This window comes from Rhizobium sp. 01L419, assembly GCF_056400025.1.
Genome location: NZ_JBFTSM010000002.1, coordinates 289,173 through 305,433 on the forward strand (window position 1 = coordinate 289,173; position 16,261 = coordinate 305,433).

15 protein-coding genes are annotated in these 16,261 nt (G+C 60.3%); 2 read left to right on the plus strand and 13 right to left on the minus strand.

What is annotated here, in order from left to right; translation table 11 throughout:
* Positions 1-46: 46 nt before the first annotated feature.
* The 5 genes from AC1DUP_RS05180 to AC1DUP_RS05200 form a co-directional block, all read right to left on the minus strand.
* Positions 47-541: an RES domain-containing protein gene (locus tag AC1DUP_RS05180; RefSeq protein WP_113308956.1), complete on the minus strand. Its 495-nt coding sequence runs from the start codon at positions 539-541 to the stop codon at positions 47-49.
* 9 nt (positions 542-550) lie between these two features.
* Positions 551-901 carry an MbcA/ParS/Xre antitoxin family protein gene (locus AC1DUP_RS05185; RefSeq protein WP_113298702.1) on the minus strand — a complete coding sequence of 117 codons (351 nt, stop codon included), beginning with the start codon at positions 899-901 and terminating at the stop codon, positions 551-553.
* 55 nt (positions 902-956) lie between these two features.
* The gene (locus AC1DUP_RS05190) at positions 957-2,576 is read right to left on the minus strand and encodes a GMC family oxidoreductase (RefSeq protein ID WP_477832230.1); all 1,620 of its coding nucleotides are present in this window, start codon (positions 2,574-2,576) and stop codon (positions 957-959) included.
* 119 nt (positions 2,577-2,695) lie between these two features.
* Positions 2,696-3,568, minus strand: a complete 873-nt coding sequence (locus AC1DUP_RS05195; RefSeq protein ID WP_113308876.1) for an amidohydrolase family protein — start codon at positions 3,566-3,568, stop codon at positions 2,696-2,698.
* The gene (locus tag AC1DUP_RS05200) at positions 3,565-5,277 is read right to left on the minus strand and encodes an IlvD/Edd family dehydratase (RefSeq protein ID WP_113308877.1); all 1,713 of its coding nucleotides are present in this window, start codon (positions 5,275-5,277) and stop codon (positions 3,565-3,567) included. The genes AC1DUP_RS05195 and AC1DUP_RS05200 overlap by 4 nt, the downstream gene beginning before the upstream one ends.
* Before the next feature lie 225 nt (positions 5,278-5,502).
* Here AC1DUP_RS05200 and AC1DUP_RS05205 point away from each other — a divergent pair, with 225 nt between their 5' ends.
* Entirely contained in the window at positions 5,503-6,525 is a 1,023-nt protein-coding gene (locus tag AC1DUP_RS05205; protein ID WP_477832231.1) for a Gfo/Idh/MocA family protein, read from the plus strand.
* A 27-nt stretch (positions 6,526-6,552) separates the two neighbouring features.
* Positions 6,553-7,224, plus strand: coding sequence for a GntR family transcriptional regulator (locus AC1DUP_RS05210; RefSeq protein ID WP_113308879.1), 672 nt, complete (start codon positions 6,553-6,555; stop codon positions 7,222-7,224).
* A 27-nt stretch (positions 7,225-7,251) separates the two neighbouring features.
* Here AC1DUP_RS05210 and AC1DUP_RS05215 read toward each other — a convergent pair whose 3' ends face one another.
* The 8 genes from AC1DUP_RS05215 to AC1DUP_RS05250 form a co-directional block, all read right to left on the minus strand.
* The gene (locus AC1DUP_RS05215) at positions 7,252-8,193 is read right to left on the minus strand and encodes a sugar kinase (RefSeq protein WP_113308880.1); all 942 of its coding nucleotides are present in this window, start codon (positions 8,191-8,193) and stop codon (positions 7,252-7,254) included.
* A 17-nt stretch (positions 8,194-8,210) separates the two neighbouring features.
* Positions 8,211-9,266 (minus strand): sn-glycerol-3-phosphate ABC transporter ATP-binding protein UgpC, encoded by a 1,056-nt coding sequence (locus tag AC1DUP_RS05220; RefSeq protein WP_113308881.1) that lies wholly within the window; start codon positions 9,264-9,266, stop codon positions 8,211-8,213.
* Between the two features lie 26 nt (positions 9,267-9,292).
* Positions 9,293-10,114 carry a carbohydrate ABC transporter permease gene (locus tag AC1DUP_RS05225; protein WP_113298710.1) on the minus strand — a complete coding sequence of 274 codons (822 nt, stop codon included), beginning with the start codon at positions 10,112-10,114 and terminating at the stop codon, positions 9,293-9,295.
* Positions 10,114-11,052, minus strand: a complete 939-nt coding sequence (locus AC1DUP_RS05230) for a carbohydrate ABC transporter permease (protein WP_113298711.1) — start codon at positions 11,050-11,052, stop codon at positions 10,114-10,116. The genes AC1DUP_RS05225 and AC1DUP_RS05230 overlap by 1 nt, the downstream gene beginning before the upstream one ends.
* Complete coding sequence (locus tag AC1DUP_RS05235) at positions 11,052-12,383, minus strand: ABC transporter substrate-binding protein (RefSeq protein WP_113308882.1); 1,332 nt, start codon at positions 12,381-12,383, stop codon at positions 11,052-11,054. The genes AC1DUP_RS05230 and AC1DUP_RS05235 overlap by 1 nt, the downstream gene beginning before the upstream one ends.
* Positions 12,384-12,435: 52 nt before the next feature.
* Positions 12,436-13,095, minus strand: a complete 660-nt coding sequence (locus AC1DUP_RS05240; RefSeq protein ID WP_113308883.1) for a GntR family transcriptional regulator — start codon at positions 13,093-13,095, stop codon at positions 12,436-12,438.
* A gap of 23 nt (positions 13,096-13,118) precedes the next feature.
* Positions 13,119-14,003 (minus strand): dihydrodipicolinate synthase family protein, encoded by an 885-nt coding sequence (locus tag AC1DUP_RS05245; protein WP_113308884.1) that lies wholly within the window; start codon positions 14,001-14,003, stop codon positions 13,119-13,121.
* Between the two features lie 402 nt (positions 14,004-14,405).
* Positions 14,406-16,034: a GH39 family glycosyl hydrolase gene (locus AC1DUP_RS05250; protein WP_113308885.1), complete on the minus strand. Its 1,629-nt coding sequence runs from the start codon at positions 16,032-16,034 to the stop codon at positions 14,406-14,408.
* Between the last annotated feature and the right edge of the window lie 227 nt (positions 16,035-16,261).

Sequence of the window (16,261 nt, forward strand, 5' to 3'; positions counted from 1 at the left end):
GACGATCAGCGCCGGTTACATAGCCGGCGCTGGTCGCGCCACGCGGTCAGGACAATCTGCCTTCGTCGTCGATCAGGGTCAGGCGGCAGGGAGCTTTCTCGCTCCATAACCACAGCACGAGATTGAGATCGTCGATTCTGGCCGCGGGAGCAAAACTTCTGACCAGCAGTCCGTGATAGCCGTCGGACACCAGCCGGCGCGCAAAGGTCTGCGTTGTTGCTTCTCCATTCACCTTCATCTCGTCGCGCCAGCTCGCCCCGGTAATCGCTGCAGCGTCCATTCCGAACGCCTGAAGGGCGGTCTCATCCCTGACGTCGAAGACGCGCTCGATCTCGGCCTCGTAGGAGACGAGGGTGGTCGGCTGCAGGCTGCCGACCTGGTTGGCCTCCCGGAGCGCCGTCAGAACTGACAGGGACGTATAGAGCGCCGGCATCCCCTTGGGATTGAACCGACCGCCATAGAGTTCGGCGCCGCGGCCGGAAAGCGGCTGGCGCGCATAGACCGGGTTCAGCGCACGGTAGAGCTTTCCTTGGTAGCGCATCATAAGCGACTAGGCGTGAACGCCGGCGTCGATCGCATCGATATAATCCATGACCTCGTCGGCCCGTCCGTCGCGGACCAGCTGCATTGCTGTCTGGCCCGAAAAGCCGGATAAGGGCTCGGAGCGATACCAGGCATAGGCCATCAGCGCCGAGCCGAAGCGGGGTTCGGCCTTGTTGACGACTTCGATCATTTCGCGCAGGCGTCGCTGCGTCTTGTCGGAACGGATGCGATCCTTGCGCTGGATGGCATCCTTGCCGAGACCGGCGGTGCGAGCAATCTCCTCACTGGTCGTGCGGAAAGCATCGGCAATCTTGCGCGGTGCAAACAGCCCATCATCCGCATATTGTGCGAGGCCCATGATCCATCTCCATGCCAATATTATTGACGTTATATAGCGTCAAAATGAGCGGCATTCAATGGTAATCCCTGCGGATCATATCGGCTGCCTTGGAGCCGATCGCCATGGCCGGTGCGTTTGTATTGCCTGACGGGATGAAGGGAATGATCGAACAATCGATCACCCGCAGCCCCTCGAGCCCGCGGACCTTCAGCGTACCGTCGACCACAGCCATGGGGTCGCTCTCCGGCCCCACGCGCAGACTGCCGGAGGGATGATAGTTCGTCTTGACGGTCTGGCCTGCGAATTTCGTCAGCGCGTCTTCGTCCTGCAGCGCCTTACCGGGCAGGATCTCCATTGCGATCTTCGAGCGGAAGGGTTCCGTTTCCAGAAGCTGCCGCGCCGTCTTCAAGGACGCGAGCGTCAGCCGCAGATCATCGGGATCTCCGAAGAAATTGCAGTCCACGAGCGGTTGGTCGGCGGGATTGGCCGAGCGCAATTTCACGCTGCCGCGTGCCTTTGGCCGCAGCAGGCAGGAGGTGAAAGTCACGCCCCAGGTCGGCTTGGCAGAGGAGACGTCGCGATCGAGATAGACGATCGGTGCGCAATAGAGCTGGATCGTCGGCCGCTCGCCACCGTCAGGATCGTAGAATAGGCACGATTCGATCCCCGTCGTCGTCACAGGCCCGGAATCGAAGAGCAGGTATTGCAAGCCGTTGCGGACCATCGGCCAGCCCTTGTCTTCGCCGAAATAGCCGGACTTGCCCTTCGTAGTGGCGATGACGGGAACTTCGTGGTGATCCTGCAGATTGGCGCCGACGCCGGGCAGGTCGGCGACCACCTTGATGCCGTGTTCGCGCAGGTGATCGGCAGGGCCGATCCCTGAAAGCATCAGCAGCTTGGCGCTGTTATAGGTTCCCGACGCGACAAGCACCTCACGTTCGGCCGTGGCTTCGTGGGTCTGGCCGCCCCGCGTATAGGCAACGCCGACCGCGCGGCCGTTCCGGATGATCAGGCGGTCGACGCGCGCTTCTGTAATAATCTCAAGCTTCTTGTCGCTAGCCAGCGGATCGAGAAAGGCTTTCTTCGCATCCGACCGCTCGGTCCGGCGACCCCATTTGGCGAAGGTGTGCTGCATGATGCCGACGCCATTCTGCCTGACGCCGTTGAAATCGGGATTATAGGGGTGGCCGAGCCCTTGCGCGGCGAGGATGAAATCCTCGGTCGTATCCGAGATATGGCGCGGCTCGGAAACGCGCAGATTGCCGGAAATGCCGTGGAATTCGTTGTTGAAGCGGCTATTGGCCTCGATATTTTTGAAGTGCGGCAGCATGTCGGCATAAGACCACTCGGTCCCGTTGCCGAGATAGGCGGACCAGCTATCGTAATCCTCCTTCTGGCCGCGCATATAGACCATGGCATTGACCGCGCTGCCACCGCCGAGCGCCCTGGCGACCGGCACGATCGGCCCACGGCCGCCAAGCTGTGGCTGTGGCACCGTATGGTGCATTTCGAGGAAATCGTCGCGGGCGAGATATTTCATATAGCCGGCTGGAAAGGACATCAGCTTTGCTGTGTCACGCGGCCCGCGTTCAATGATCAGCACCGAAAATCCGAAATCCCGCACCAGCCGCATGGCCGCAACGGAGGCAGCAGACCCGCCGCCGGCAATGATAAAATCGTAGCTCTTGCTCACATTTCCCCCAACCGCCCAGATCGCGCGGATCATGACACCTGCCGACTCGCAGCCGCTCCGGCAAAGAAAGCGACAACAATCACATAGGTGCTCTTGGCCATCGTCAAGGCATCTGCCGTTCAGCGATCAAAGAAGAGTTTTTCGGCGTTTTCGACGAAGATTTTGCGGGCAAGCGCGGGGGTACCAATGGCGTCCTGCATCCCGTCTATCAACTCGGCATCATCAGGCATATCGCTCCAGAGTTCGGTGTGCGGCCAATCGCTGCCCCAGAGCAGCTTTTCCGGATGGCTGGTGCCAAGCGCCTTCACCACTTCGCCAAAACCTGGATAGCCGCGCTCGCGCGTCAGCCGGTAGGGGGCTGTCAGCTTGATGTAGCCGCCGGGACTATCGGCCAGCCGCTGGAGCGCCGGCAGATGCTGCCGCCAAGCACCGTCGGCAAGCGGTATGAAGCCCAGATGATCGATGACGAAAGGAACCTCAAGATCCCGCAGACGCCCAGCGAGCCCGGTGATCTGTTCCGGGCTGACCTGCAGCTGCAGCGACCAGCCGAAATCGCGTATTTCCGATGCAAGCGTTTCGGCGGCGGCAAGCGGCAGGCCGCCCTTGTTACGGGTGTTGATGCGCACGCCGCGGACACCAAGCCGGTCGAGGCGGGCAATCTCGTCAGGGCTCGCATCGGGCTCGATGACGACGATACCGCGCAGGCGGTCGGGGAAGGCAGTTAGCGCCTCGATCAGCACCTGATTGTCAAGTCCATAGACGCTTGGCTGGACGAGGATGCCCCTGCCGATACCGAGCTGGTCGGCGAAGGCGATCCAGTCGGCAGTCGTTGCGATGTCAGGCGTATAGCTTCGCGGTGTATTAAGTGGTGCATCCGCACGGAAGACGTGGAAATGCGTGTCGATCGTGTCCTGTGGCAGCGGGTTTGACGGAAGGCGCGTCAGCGGCAGGCGGGGAAGGCAGAGTGGCGCTTCGCTATCCACCATGCTCATTTCGCCTCCAACTCCTCATGCTGGAGGAAATCGAAATCCACGCCTTCGTCGGCCTGCAGCACGCGGGTATGGTAAAGCTTCGCATAGCCGCGCGGTGGTTCGGCTCTGGATACGTCGCCGAGTTCTGCCATGCGCCGGTCGAATTCGGCCTGGTCGATGACAAGGTCTATTCGCCGTTCAGCGACGTCCAGGCGGATGCGGTCTCCCGTCCTGACGATTGCCAGCGGTCCGCCGGCGGCGGCCTCCGGTGCGATATGCAACACGATGGTGCCGAAGGCAGTGCCGCTCATTCGGGCATCGGAGATGCGCACCATATCCTTGATACCCTGCCGCGCGAGCTTGCGCGGGATCGGCAGATAGCCGGCCTCCGGCATGCCCGGCGCTCCCTTGGGACCGGCGTTGCGCAGCACGAGAACATCATCGGCCCTCACGTCCAGCCCTTCGCTATCGATCCTCAAAGTCATGTCCTCGACGGAATCGAAGACAACAGCCCGCCCTTCATGCTGCAGCAGGTCCTTTGATGCGGCCGATTGTTTGATGACAGCGCCGCGGGGGGCGAGGTTGCCGGACAAAACGGCAATCGTGCCGATGGGTTTCAGTGGCTTTTCTACCGTGCGGATGATGGTCTGGCCCGGTTCGTCGGGGGCGCTATCGATCACCTCGCCGATCGTTTTGCCATGGACCGTCCGCTGATTGCCGTCGATCTCGTGGCGCACGGCCTTCAGCAGCGCCTGCACGCCGCCGGCCTCGTGGAATTGTTCCATATAATGCTGGCCGGAGGGCTGAAGATCGACCAGCAGCGGGATGATCTTGCCGAGCCTGTCAAGCTCGGCCATATCGAGACGTTGGCCGAGCCGGCCAGTGATGGCGGCGAGGTGGACGACGGCATTGGTGGAGCCACCCATCGCCTGCAGCGCGACGAGACCGTTACGGATCGCCGCAGGTGTCAGGATATCGCGCACAAGGGGCGCATCCGGATCGGTTGCCAGGCCGGCGGCGACGCGTCCGGTCTCCTCGGCGAGGCGCACACGTTCGGATTCAGCCGCTGGCGCCGATCCCGCCCGCGGCACGCAAAGACCCATTACTTCTGTCAGGTTGGCCATCGTGCTTGCCGTTCCCATCACCGTGCAGGTGCCGACGGAGCTGGCGAGCTTGTTGTTGACGTCCGTAATCTCGGCCTCATCGATTTCGCCGGCACGAAAACGTCCCCAGAAGCGGCGGCAATCGGTACAGGCGCCAAGCCTTTCGCCCTTGTGATGACCGACAGCCATCGGCCCGGTCGGCAGGAAGATCGCCGGGATCTCGCTGCTGGCGGCCGCCATGATCTGAGCCGGCAGGGTCTTGTCGCAGCCGCCGATGAGGATCACCGCATCCATCGGCTGGGCACGGATCATCTCCTCGGTTTCCATCGCCATCAGGTTGCGCAGATACATCGAGGTCGGCGAGGCAAAGCTCTCATGGATGGATATGGTCGGAAAGACCATCGGCATGGCACCCGCCAGCATAACACCGCGCTTGGCAGCGTCGATGAGCTGTGGGACATTGCCGTGGCACGGGTTGAAATCGCTGTAGGTATTGGCAATGCCAACGATCGGGCGATCCAGAGCATCGTCCGAATAGCCCATGGCTTTGATAAAAGCCTTTCGCAGGAAAAGGGAAAAACCCTGATCGCCGTAACTCGTCAGCTTGCGACGAAGACCGCTCGACAATTGTTCCTCCCTCATCCCTTAAGTCGAGGCCAAGCCTAAAGCGATATGCGAGATTGTCAATAAAGAAGATATGGTTGCGGTCACGCCTGTTGCTCTCGTCATGGAATTTAATTGAGAAAACTCAAGATAATTCGAGATATCTACAGCTTTTCCTTCATCGTGTGCATTGGCTTTCTGGGAGATGGAGGCTAAATTATCGATAAAACGGAACGGGAGTGGTTTGTCGTGGACGTAAAACGAAGGCGGGTAGGTGTCATCGGGGCTGGTTGGGTCAGCGACTATCACCTGCCTGCGTGGGCAAAGCAGTCGGCCCGTGCGGAGATCGTGGCGATCGCCGATCCCTCGGGGCAGGCCCGCGCGGCCAAAAGCGGCAAGTTCGGCATTCCCCGCAATTACGCGAGCGCAGAGGCCATGCTGGCGGAAGAAGCGCTCGACGCCGTCGATATCTGCGCCCCGCGCGAGGCGCATGTGGATCTTGTGCGACTGGCAGCGGCAAAGGGCATCGATATCCTCTGCCAAAAACCGCTCGCGCCCGACTATGATCAGGCGGTCGCCCTCGTTGCAGGCCTGCCATCTTCCATCCGTCTGATGGTGCACGAGAACTGGCGGTTTCGCGCCTATTACCGCCGGCTAAAGGCTTGGCTGGATGAAGGCCTGGCCGGCAATATCAGGCAGGTTCAGTTTGAATTCTTCTCGAGTGGCATGATTGCCGACGCCGAGGGGAACAGGCCTGCACTCATACGCCAGCCGTTTTTCCGCAGGCAGCAGCGTCTGCTGGTCATGGAAGTGATGATTCATCATCTGGATGCGCTTCGCTACCTGCTGGGCGAAATGGAAGTGGTTGCGGCAAGGCTCGAGCGCAGCAATGACGACATTATCGCCGAAGATGTCGCCGCTGTCGTCCTGCGCCGTCTGGACGACGGGGTGATCGTCACGGTAAACGCCAATCTGGCAGTGCACGGCGCGCCGGCGGCACCGCGCGACCATCTGCGGATATCCGGCACGCAGGCGACGCTGGAACTGGATGGAAGTCGTCTTTCTGCAAAAGGTCATATGCAGCGCGTGGAGGAGTTCGATGCGGATGCCGTCTATCAGGGCGCTTACGACGCAACGATTGCGCATTTCCTCGACGGGCTGGAGGGCCGTACGGCGATGGAGACGGTGCCTGACGATAATCTGAAGACGCTGGCGCTCGTCGAAGACATCTATCGGCAGAGCCGGTTCGACCCCGAACGCAAACCGCGATAAGATGGCGCATTGCCGGAGAACTTGTTGATGCAGACGCTCAATGAAAGCCGTGAAGACGAGATCGAGCACGACGATCTGAGCATCGTGCGCGCACTTGAAGAGGACATCATCTTCGGACGGCTGGCCCCCGGCACCCGCCTGACGGAGGATACGCTGCTTGCGCGCTTCCATGTGACGCGACACTTCGCGCGCCAGGCGATCGTCCAGTTGGAGACGATGGGCATCGTCGTACGCGAGCGCAACAAGGGCGCCACCGTGCGCTCGCTGACATCAAGGCAGGTGCAGGAGATCTATGACGTGCGCGAATTGCTGCAGCGGCAGGCGGCACTCTGGATTCCGCTGCCGGCGCCTGACGAGTTGATCTCTGAATTGACGGTCTTGCACGAAGAGCATGGCCGACACGTCGAATCCGGCTATCTGCGCGGTGTGCACGAGACGAATGACAGGTTTCACCTGACGCTCTTCGGCGCCTGCGGCAATTCACATCTCGTGCAATCGATCGAGCTTTACATGCGCCTCAGCCTGCCGGTGCGCGCCAACTCCATGTCGAGCAAGGAATCGTTGCAGATCTCGCATGAACATCACCGGCTGATGATCGAGATGTTGAAGGGCAGGGACAACTGGGTTCTGGCGCAGCTCTGCGTCGATCACCTGCAGCCGAGCAAGAGGCGCTACCTCGCCTATGTGAGCGAAGACTGAGGCTTATCTCGTTTGCCCGCAGGCGCGCTAGGCGTCAGCTGTTTCCGTGAAACCAGCGTGCCGCAACAAGGCCGCAACACCAGTCCGGTCGGGCGCGCCCAGCCGTCCACCAAAGACACTGCATTTCAATGCGGCGGCGGCCGAAGCCATTTGAATGGCAGTGTCGATCGACAGTCCTTCGGCAATCGCCAGCGCATAGGCGCCGTGGAAGATGTCTCCGGCCGCAAGCGTGTCGACGGTCTTGACGCGAAACGCAGGCATATGGGCGACGCAGGCTGCTTGTTCGTCCCACCAGTAGCTGCCGCGCTCGCCGGCGGTAACGACGACCAATGCCTGCGGATAACGCAGCTTCAGAAGCGGGATCATGGCGGCAGGATCACTGATCCCTGAAAGGCTGTGGGCTGCAGGCTCGGAAAAGATGATATGATCCGCCTGTCTCGCCAGCATGTCGATGACGTCAGGCGGGGCGACATCGCCGTCAAGGATCGCGGGCTTGCCCGCCTGCCTGGCGGTGCACAGGACCTTGATGGCGAGAGCGGGCCAACGGACATCCACCAGCACGGCATCGAATGCGGCGAGATCGTCGGCCGTTACGTCCCTTATGTCTTCATGCAGGCGCGGGTCGTAAAAGGGGACGATCAGGCGCTCACCGTTATCGTCGATGAGGATTGTCGAAACGGCTGAGCGGGCACCGGGAGCCTGGACGATGCCGCGGACATCAATGCCCGCTTGCTCCAGTTCCGATAGGATCTGCTGCCCGGCCTGATCGTCGCCGACGGCGCTCCAGAGACTTGCCATGCCGCCGAGGCGCACGACGGCAAAGGCCGCACTGGAAGCCATTCCCTCAGCCACCTGCAGCATCTCGTAGGGCAGGACCTTGCCGGGCGTCTGCGGAATTGTCCTGACCCGAAACAACGTATCCAGGACGGCCGCCCCGACGCACAGGACGTGGCGCGGCTTGCTGCCCATACCAGGAGCGATCGGGTTCAAACGCGCCGACCAGTCGACTTGTCGAAGAGATGGACGCTTGCCGGATCGATCGAGATGGAGACGGTGTCGCCGTAATTGATCGCCAAACGTTCGCGGAAGAGGCAAGAAATCTCTTCGCCGCTGCAATCCAGCTTGGCAAAGATTTCCGATCCCGTTCCTTCGACGATCTCGGCGCGACCGGCAATCCCGCCCTGGCTGGCGCGAATATGCTCCGGGCGGATACCATAGATCAACTGGCCGGCAGGCGGCGCACTCTTGATACTATCAGGCAATGGCAAGGCCAGGCCTTTCTCCGTCCGGAAAACACCCTCTTCGATCCTGCCATCGATGAAATTCATCGACGGTGAGCCGATGAAACCGGCAACGAAGAGGTTGGCTGGCCGATCGTAAAGCTCAAGCGGAGCTCCGACCTGCTCGATCACGCCGTCATGCAGCACGACGATCTTGTCGGCCATCGTCATGGCTTCGATCTGGTCGTGGGTGACGTAGATCGTCGTTGTCTTGATGCGCTGATGCAAGGATTTGATTTCGGCACGCATCTGCACGCGCAGCTTGGCGTCGAGATTGGAAAGCGGCTCGTCGAAAAGGAAGACCTGCGGATCGCGCACCAGTGCGCGGCCCATGGCGACGCGCTGGCGCTGGCCGCCCGAGAGCTGTTTCGGATAGCGATCGAGCAGCTTTTCGAGGCCGAGGATGCCTGCGGCCTTGTTGACCCGCTGAGAAATTTCCGACGCATCCGTCTTCTTCAGCTTCAGGGCAAAGCCCATATTGTCGGCGACGCTGAGATGCGGGTAGAGCGCATAGTTCTGGAAGACCATCGCAATATCCCGGTCTCGCGCCCGCAGATTGCTGACGTCCCGGACGCCGATCCGGATTTCTCCGTCGCTCATCTCTTCGAGCCCGGCGATCATGCGCAGCAGGGTAGACTTGCCGCAGCCGGACGGGCCGACGAGAACGACGAACTCCCCATCGGCGATGTCGACGCTGATGTCCCGGATGACGTTGACGGCACCGAAGCGCTTCTGGACGTTTCGAATGTTCACATTAGCCATGTTGATTGTCCCTTTCGGTGCTTGGTTCAGCCGCCCTTAACGGCGCCCGCCGTCAGGCCTGCGACGATCTGCTTTTGCGCAAACATCGTCAGCACCAGCACGGGTAGCGTGACGATCAGCGCGGCCGCGGCAAGCGGCCCCCAACTGACCTGCTCGAATGACAGCATGTTGTAGACCGCGACGGGCAGGGTTCTGGTTTCGCGGCTCGCAAGCACAATGCCGAACACGAAGTTGTTCCAGGAAAAAATGACCGACAGGATGAAGGCGACGACGATGCCCGGCCTGGCAATCGGCAGCGCCACCAGACGGAAAACCTGCCAGGATGTCGCCCCATCGATGCTGGCTGCCTCCTCGAGTTCCATCGGTGTCGTCTCGAAATAGCCGATCATGATCCAGACGACGATCGGCACCGTCACGACGAGATGGATGATGATCTGTGGCCAGAGCGTGCCGAGAAGGTTGAGCCACTGGAACAGCAGGAAAAGCGGTATCAGGAAGGACAGGCCAGGCGTCATGCGGGCGATCATGATGACCATCGCCGACCGCTCCGCCTTCAGGCGTGCAATTCCATAGCCGGCGGGCACGCCGATAAGCAGAGCAAGCAAAGTCGCACCACCGGTCACCAACACGGAATTCCAGAAATAGAGGAAGAAATTGTTCTCCTCGAAAACCTTCAGGTAATTCGTCCAGGCAAAACGCTCGGGGATGAAGATCGGCGGGTAGGCGCCGTTATCGATTTCGTATTTCAGCGACAGCGAAATCATCCAGAGGAAAAACAGGATGACCGGCGAGACCATGACAAGGGCGACAAACAGCAGCCCGATGCGGTCGATCGTCTTGCGTTTCATCAGCGTGACTCCGTGTCGGACCAGTTGGCGCGCTGCCGGACCATCATCAGCACGAAGGAAAGCGCGACGATGATAATGAAGAACACGACCGCCATCGCCGACCCGTAGCCGATGTCGTAATAGGAAAAGGCCGTATTATAGAGATAGATGTTGATCGTCTCGGAGGCCGTGCCGGGACCGCCCTGCGTCATCGCATAGATGATGTCGAAGCTCTTGACCGCATCGATGCTTCTGATGATGACGGCGATCATCAGGAAGGGCGCTATCATCGGCAGTGTCAGATAGCGGAACTTCTGCCACGCATTTGCCCCGTCGATCTCGGCACTTTCATAGGGTTCGCGCGGAACGGCAGCGAGCCCTCCAAGCACGATGAGCATGATCAGCGGCGTCCATTGCCAGGTTTCGACCAGCACGAGCGAAGGAATCACGCTGATCTGATTGTAGATCCATTCCTGGGGCCCGATTCCGATCAGGGAGAGCAGGTAGTTGAGCACGCCGAGCTGCGGGTGGAACATCATGGTCCAGACCAGCGCGATGGCAACGGGTGTCGCCATCATCGGCATGACGAAAATGCCGCGCAGCAATCCGCGGAACGGAAACTGCGCGTCGAAAATCAGGGCTGCCAGTGTACCCAGAAACAGCGGGGCGACGACCGCAAGCAGCGTATAGAGCGTGGTGTGCCACAGCGATTCCCAGAAGCGCATGTCCACCAGCAGCCGGCTGTAATTGTCCAGCCCCGCGAAAACCACCGACTGGCCCAGCGTCCAGCTGTTCACGCTCATCCAGAGCGTGAACACCCACGGGAAGACGATGACCGCGGCAATGACGACGAGTGCCGGGACAACGAAGGGCCAGTAGTTCGGAGCAAGCCTGCCAAGCTTGCTCCGGCCATTTACGGTGCTTTTCGACCGCGTGGTTTCCATGCTTACGGACGCCATTATCCCTCGCTTCGGGCCAATACGGGTTCGAACTGCGCCGTTGCGCTTTTCAGTTCTGCTGCCGGATCGGCGCCGCTGATCATGTTGGTCAGGCCGACGCCGTAGATGTCGCGGAACTCGGTGACCGGAATGATGACCGGCAGGGCGAGCTGCGAAACCTTTGCTGAGCCCACGACCGCATCGACCCAGGCGCTCGGCATGGTGACGCCTTCGCGAACCTTCCGATCTTCGAGAATCGAGTTACGGAACGGAACACCCGCACCAGCCTGCAGAAGGCGCGCGCCCATTTCGTGGGAAACGACCCACTGGCAGAACAGATAGGCTGCTTCCTTGTTCTTGCTGGCCGCGGTGACGCCAATACCGTCACCCGTCGTTGCAGCGGCCTGGGCCTTCGGTCCCTTCGGCATGACACCGTAACCGACCTTGCCGACCACGCGGGACTTTTCGGGGTTTTCGATCGGCGGAGCAAAGCCGACGCCGTCCAGCCACATGCCGACCTTGCCCTGCAGGAAGGCCGACTGCGCTTCTGCCCAGTTGAAACCGGAAACGCCGACGGGTGCCGCCTTCGTCATCAGCCGCTGATACATTGTCGCTGCCTGGACGGCCTCGTCAGATGTCGTGCGCAGCTTTCCATCAGGTCCAAGCGGCGTTGAGCCGTAGCCAAGCAGCAGCGTCGTCCAGACGGGCACATTGGCATTCTTGAGGCCGCGGGCAACGAAGCCGTAGGTGTTGGAGGACTTGTCGGTCAGAGCTTCGGCGGCGCTGGCCATTTCGTCGAAGGTCGAAGGGTAGGAAAGGCCCTTCTTTTCGAACAGTTCCTTGTTCCAATAGACGATCCAGTAATCCACCGAGAAGGGAAGGGAGCGCAAGACACCCTGCGAATCCTTGGCGAACTGCAGGCCGGCTTCAGCAAAATCGCTCTCGACCAGCGACGGGTCGGTCAGCGAGGGATCCTTGACGAAGCCGCTGATATCGGCAAGCCAGCCGCCTTTTTCAAACTGCCGCTTCTGGACGTGATAGCTGAGATGCACAACGTCGAAGCTCGGCTTGCCCGAACTCAGTTCGATCGTGGTCTTCTGGCGCTGCTGCTGTTCGGGTGTTGCTTCGGCATTGACCTTGATGCCCGTCAACGCTTCGAATTCGCTGAGATATTTCAGGATCGTTTCGCTGCGCGGGCTCTTGACGAGGTTGACCTCAAGGGTTGTTCCGGCAAAACGCTTCCAGTCCACAGCCGCAGAGGCGGGCTTGATGCCGAGAAGCCCGGCTGCACCGATGGCCGCCGATCCCGCCAGAAAGTGGCGACGTGTCGGATGAATGAATGACGATGGCATGCTGCTCTCCTCCTCTTGTGTGGCCCGCGATCTCCTCACCGCAGGCGTCAGTCTATAGTCTAAGCGCACGACTTCGTGCGTGATTGATATGGGCGGCAAGGGCATCAACGGCCTCTCCCGCATTTCTCTGTTCAATCGCCTCAAGCACACGAAGGTGCTCTCCCATGACGGGACCGACGCGGCCGTCGATGCGGAAGCGTTCCTGGCTGATCAGGCGCATCTTGATCGAATTGACGCGATAGGCATTGGAAATGATGGTATTGCCCAACGCATCGATAAAGGCGTCATGCATGCCCCAGTCGACTGCCTGGGCGCGAACCTCCAGATCATGCGAATGATTGCCGCCTTCGATTGCCGACATGATCTCGCGATGCTCGCTCAGCATCCCGCCAATCGTCTCGTCACTGGCCGTTTGCGTAAAGATCGCAACGGCCTCCTTTTCGAGAAAAAGCCGAAGCTGAAAGGCTTCACGGATGAGATTGAGATCGATATGGGCAATCTGCAGGCCGCGTTGCGGCACGGTCTTGATGAGCCCTTCCGCTTCAAGGCGTGGAATAAGCTCGCGGATTGCGCCGAGCGTCAAGCCGGTCAGCTCGACCAGCCTGCGCTGGGAGACGAATTGCCCAGGACGGACGTCACGCGCAAGCAGATGCCGGGTAAAGCTCTCATAAGCTTTTTCTCTCAGCGTCGGCTGCTCGTCAGCTCCATCCATCGGGCTCTCCTCGTACATGACCGCTATGCTGCCTTTGTGCGGAAAAGTCCATCAAAGGCAAGAGCAAGCTCGCGCCTGCCGTCGGCGGAGATTGACGTCAAAGGCGGGCGAACGGCAAGCCAAGTATCATCGCCCGTCATCTTCGACACCATGACTTTTACAGCCGGCGTGACGGGATGCTTCAGAAGCTCCGATACGAAGCGTTCGACGCGCGGATCGTCATTGCCGTCGACAGCCATTGACCGCACTTCATCAGGGGCGAAATTCGCCATGCCCGAAATCGCACCCTGGCCGCCCATGCGCACGCCTTTGGCAAGATGCCGTTCGTCGCCGATCAGGATGATGAGGTCGCCATGTTTGCCCAGAAGCGCTTCCGTATAGGGCCAGTCGCCGGAGGAGTCCTTGACACCGGTGACGACCGAAGGAAACGCGGTTCGCAGGCGGCCGATCAGATCGATACTCAAGGCCACCATCGTCACCGACGGAATATTGTAGACGAGGACGTCACGCGCCTTGCTTCCCACCCGCGCGAACACATCGGCAAACCAGGCAAACAGGCCGTCGTCGCTCACATTCTTGAAATAGGAAGGCGGCGCCAGCAGGATGTTGCGTACACCCTTCAAGAGCGCCTGCGAGATCTGCTGGGCGGCATCTTCAGCCGCGTCGACGAGGACGCCAACGACAATCTGGGAGGGCTGGATACCGCCGGCGAGAAATGCGTGGAGAATCCGTTCCCGTTCCTGGGTGCCGATCGAGGCCCCTTCGCCGGTCGTTCCGAACAGCGTAACGCTGGCACAGCCCGAAGCCAGGCTCCGCTTTGCCTGGGCGAGCATGACGTCAGCGGCAATAGCCCCGCTGCTTTCGAAAGGCGTCGCCAGAGCGACCGACAAACCAAACCCCGTCACCAAAATATCTCCTTCATGTCAGTACGTGTGGACTAACATGTCAGTTGATACATGTAAACCTGTTTGTGGTGGAAGGCCGCATCAACGCCGAAGAGATGTGGAGTTGCAGAGCATCGCTACCCGCCTCGGCAACGGAACGGTCGATGCCTGCTAAAGATGAAATGAGGAGGGCTCATCAACTTGGTTATCGGCTGGGCGCCGAGCAAGTCGTTGTCGGGCGTTCCGCAGTGATATGTCAAACGCAACCGGCTGACGGAATATGGGCGCCATTCCCAGGCTGAATCGCGCCCATCGTCAGTTCGCTATTGGTGGTTTTCAGGCAGGCGAGAAGGATCGCGAAATCGGCGGTTGCGGCAAAGGCAGGGAGCGCAATGTGGAGGATCGCGCTCCCCTTGGCCTGCCGTCTCACCAGTCCAGGCGAAGGAGAGAAACGCCTTGACGCGGCAGGGAGAAATGCAGATCGATCTTGCCGTCCTTGACGGCGACCGATGCCTTGCTGTCGATCTCTGCGAGCTTTCCTGCGGCTTCGAGCTTCGTGTAGTCGGCGCCCTCGACCTCCTGCGGCTTGCCCATTTCCTTCCAGAGGCGGAACGAATTTGAATGCTCCTCGTCCATCCGGAAATGTTTGAGCGACGTCGGCCGGCTGTCCCATCCGTCGACGGAGAGACTGACCTCTGCGGCAGGGCCGGCCTCATCATCGTCATGATAGTGCCAGACGAGAACCGAGACGCCCTTGTCGTCACGGGTCGCCACGACGTTGACGTCGGGCTTGTCGCGAACGCCGTGGCTCATGATGTCCTCGATATCGCGGCGATAGTCGCTGTCTGATTCCAGCCATTGCCCATCGAGCTTGCCGAGCATGCGGAAGCCGTTCAGCACCGCCTTGTCGACGCCGTTGGTCGCCAGATCCCGGAAGCCGTCGAAATAGGGCTGGTCGTCGAAGAGGAAGGCCCAGGTGACCGCACCCTCGATTTCGATATTGGCGCGGCGAGACAATTCGTAGGTACGAATCATGCTTTCGACGACATAGACGCCGTAGAGCGGGCCGTTGCGATAGCCGTTTTGCGGGTGCACGCGGGCCGAGCAGGCCGCGCATCCCTCCGGATCGGATTCGCCGATGACGACAGGCAAGTGCCGCAGTTCGGGGAATTCGTTGATGATGGCGAGGTTGGTTTCGATGTCGCGCAGCTGCTTGTGCAGGCCCATGCGCACGTGGCCGTCGTAGATGACCGGATTTCCCTTGGCGTGGAAAGCGATGAAATCGAGCGGCGGCTTGTTCTCGACGACGTGGCGCAGGAAGGCGCGCAGGAAAGTCTGCGCCTTCTCATTGGCAAAGGCACCACAGGTGTGCGGGCCACCGACGCGCGCCTTCGGCAGGGCGCGCTTCACGGCGCGCGCGCTTGCGTCATACATGGCGCAGAATTCCGGGATCGTACCGGTCCAGTAATGGCCGTCGGGCTCGTTCCAGACTTCCCAGGGCCAGGAAGAGACGACGTCTTCGCCGTAGCGGTCGGCAAGATGCCGTGCCCAAGCCTCGATCAGGTCGCCCCACTTTTTCAGGTCCTTGGGCGGCGCGGTCCAGCCGGTGGTGATCGTCGCATATTTGTCGGCCGGCTCCCAATCATGCTTGTAGGGGCCGTCGAAATCGGAAAGCGCTTCCGGCGTGAAGCCGATCTGGATCAGCGGTATGTTACCGGCTTCGACATAGGTGTCGAAGATCTGGTCGATGATCGTCCAGTCATAGACCGGATTGCCGTTCGCATCCTCTGTGTAAGCATTGGTCGAGCCCCATTTCAGGGCCGGCTTACCGTCGCCGCTCGTCAATAGATTATGGGCGCGAATGCGTGGTGCGACGGGGCTGAGCTCCGTCAACTCCTTCAGGAGCTTTTTGCCGTGTGGAGAATAGGTGTAGTTCGGCTCATCGTAACCGAACCAGTTCCACAGCGGCTTATAAGGCTCGGTCGGCCTTCCGGCGTGAACGTTGATGGTCACGTCATAGGAACTCGTCATCGTCTTTTCCTCTTGAACGGTCATGCCTCAGCCTCCTCCCGAGGGCCAGCCGACCGATATGGTGATGAGGTGCGGCTGTCTTGGGAGGGCGCCGCGCTCGTCGCAAAAGCTATGCGAAATGACCATTTTGTCAATAATATAAAAAGTCACACTTGTATTGGAGTTAGAAAATGCCCGGAATACCAAGAGTTTTCGGCATTTTTAAAATTACCTGTTGCCGTTTGGTGAAAAATTGTCGATAAATGCTGCAG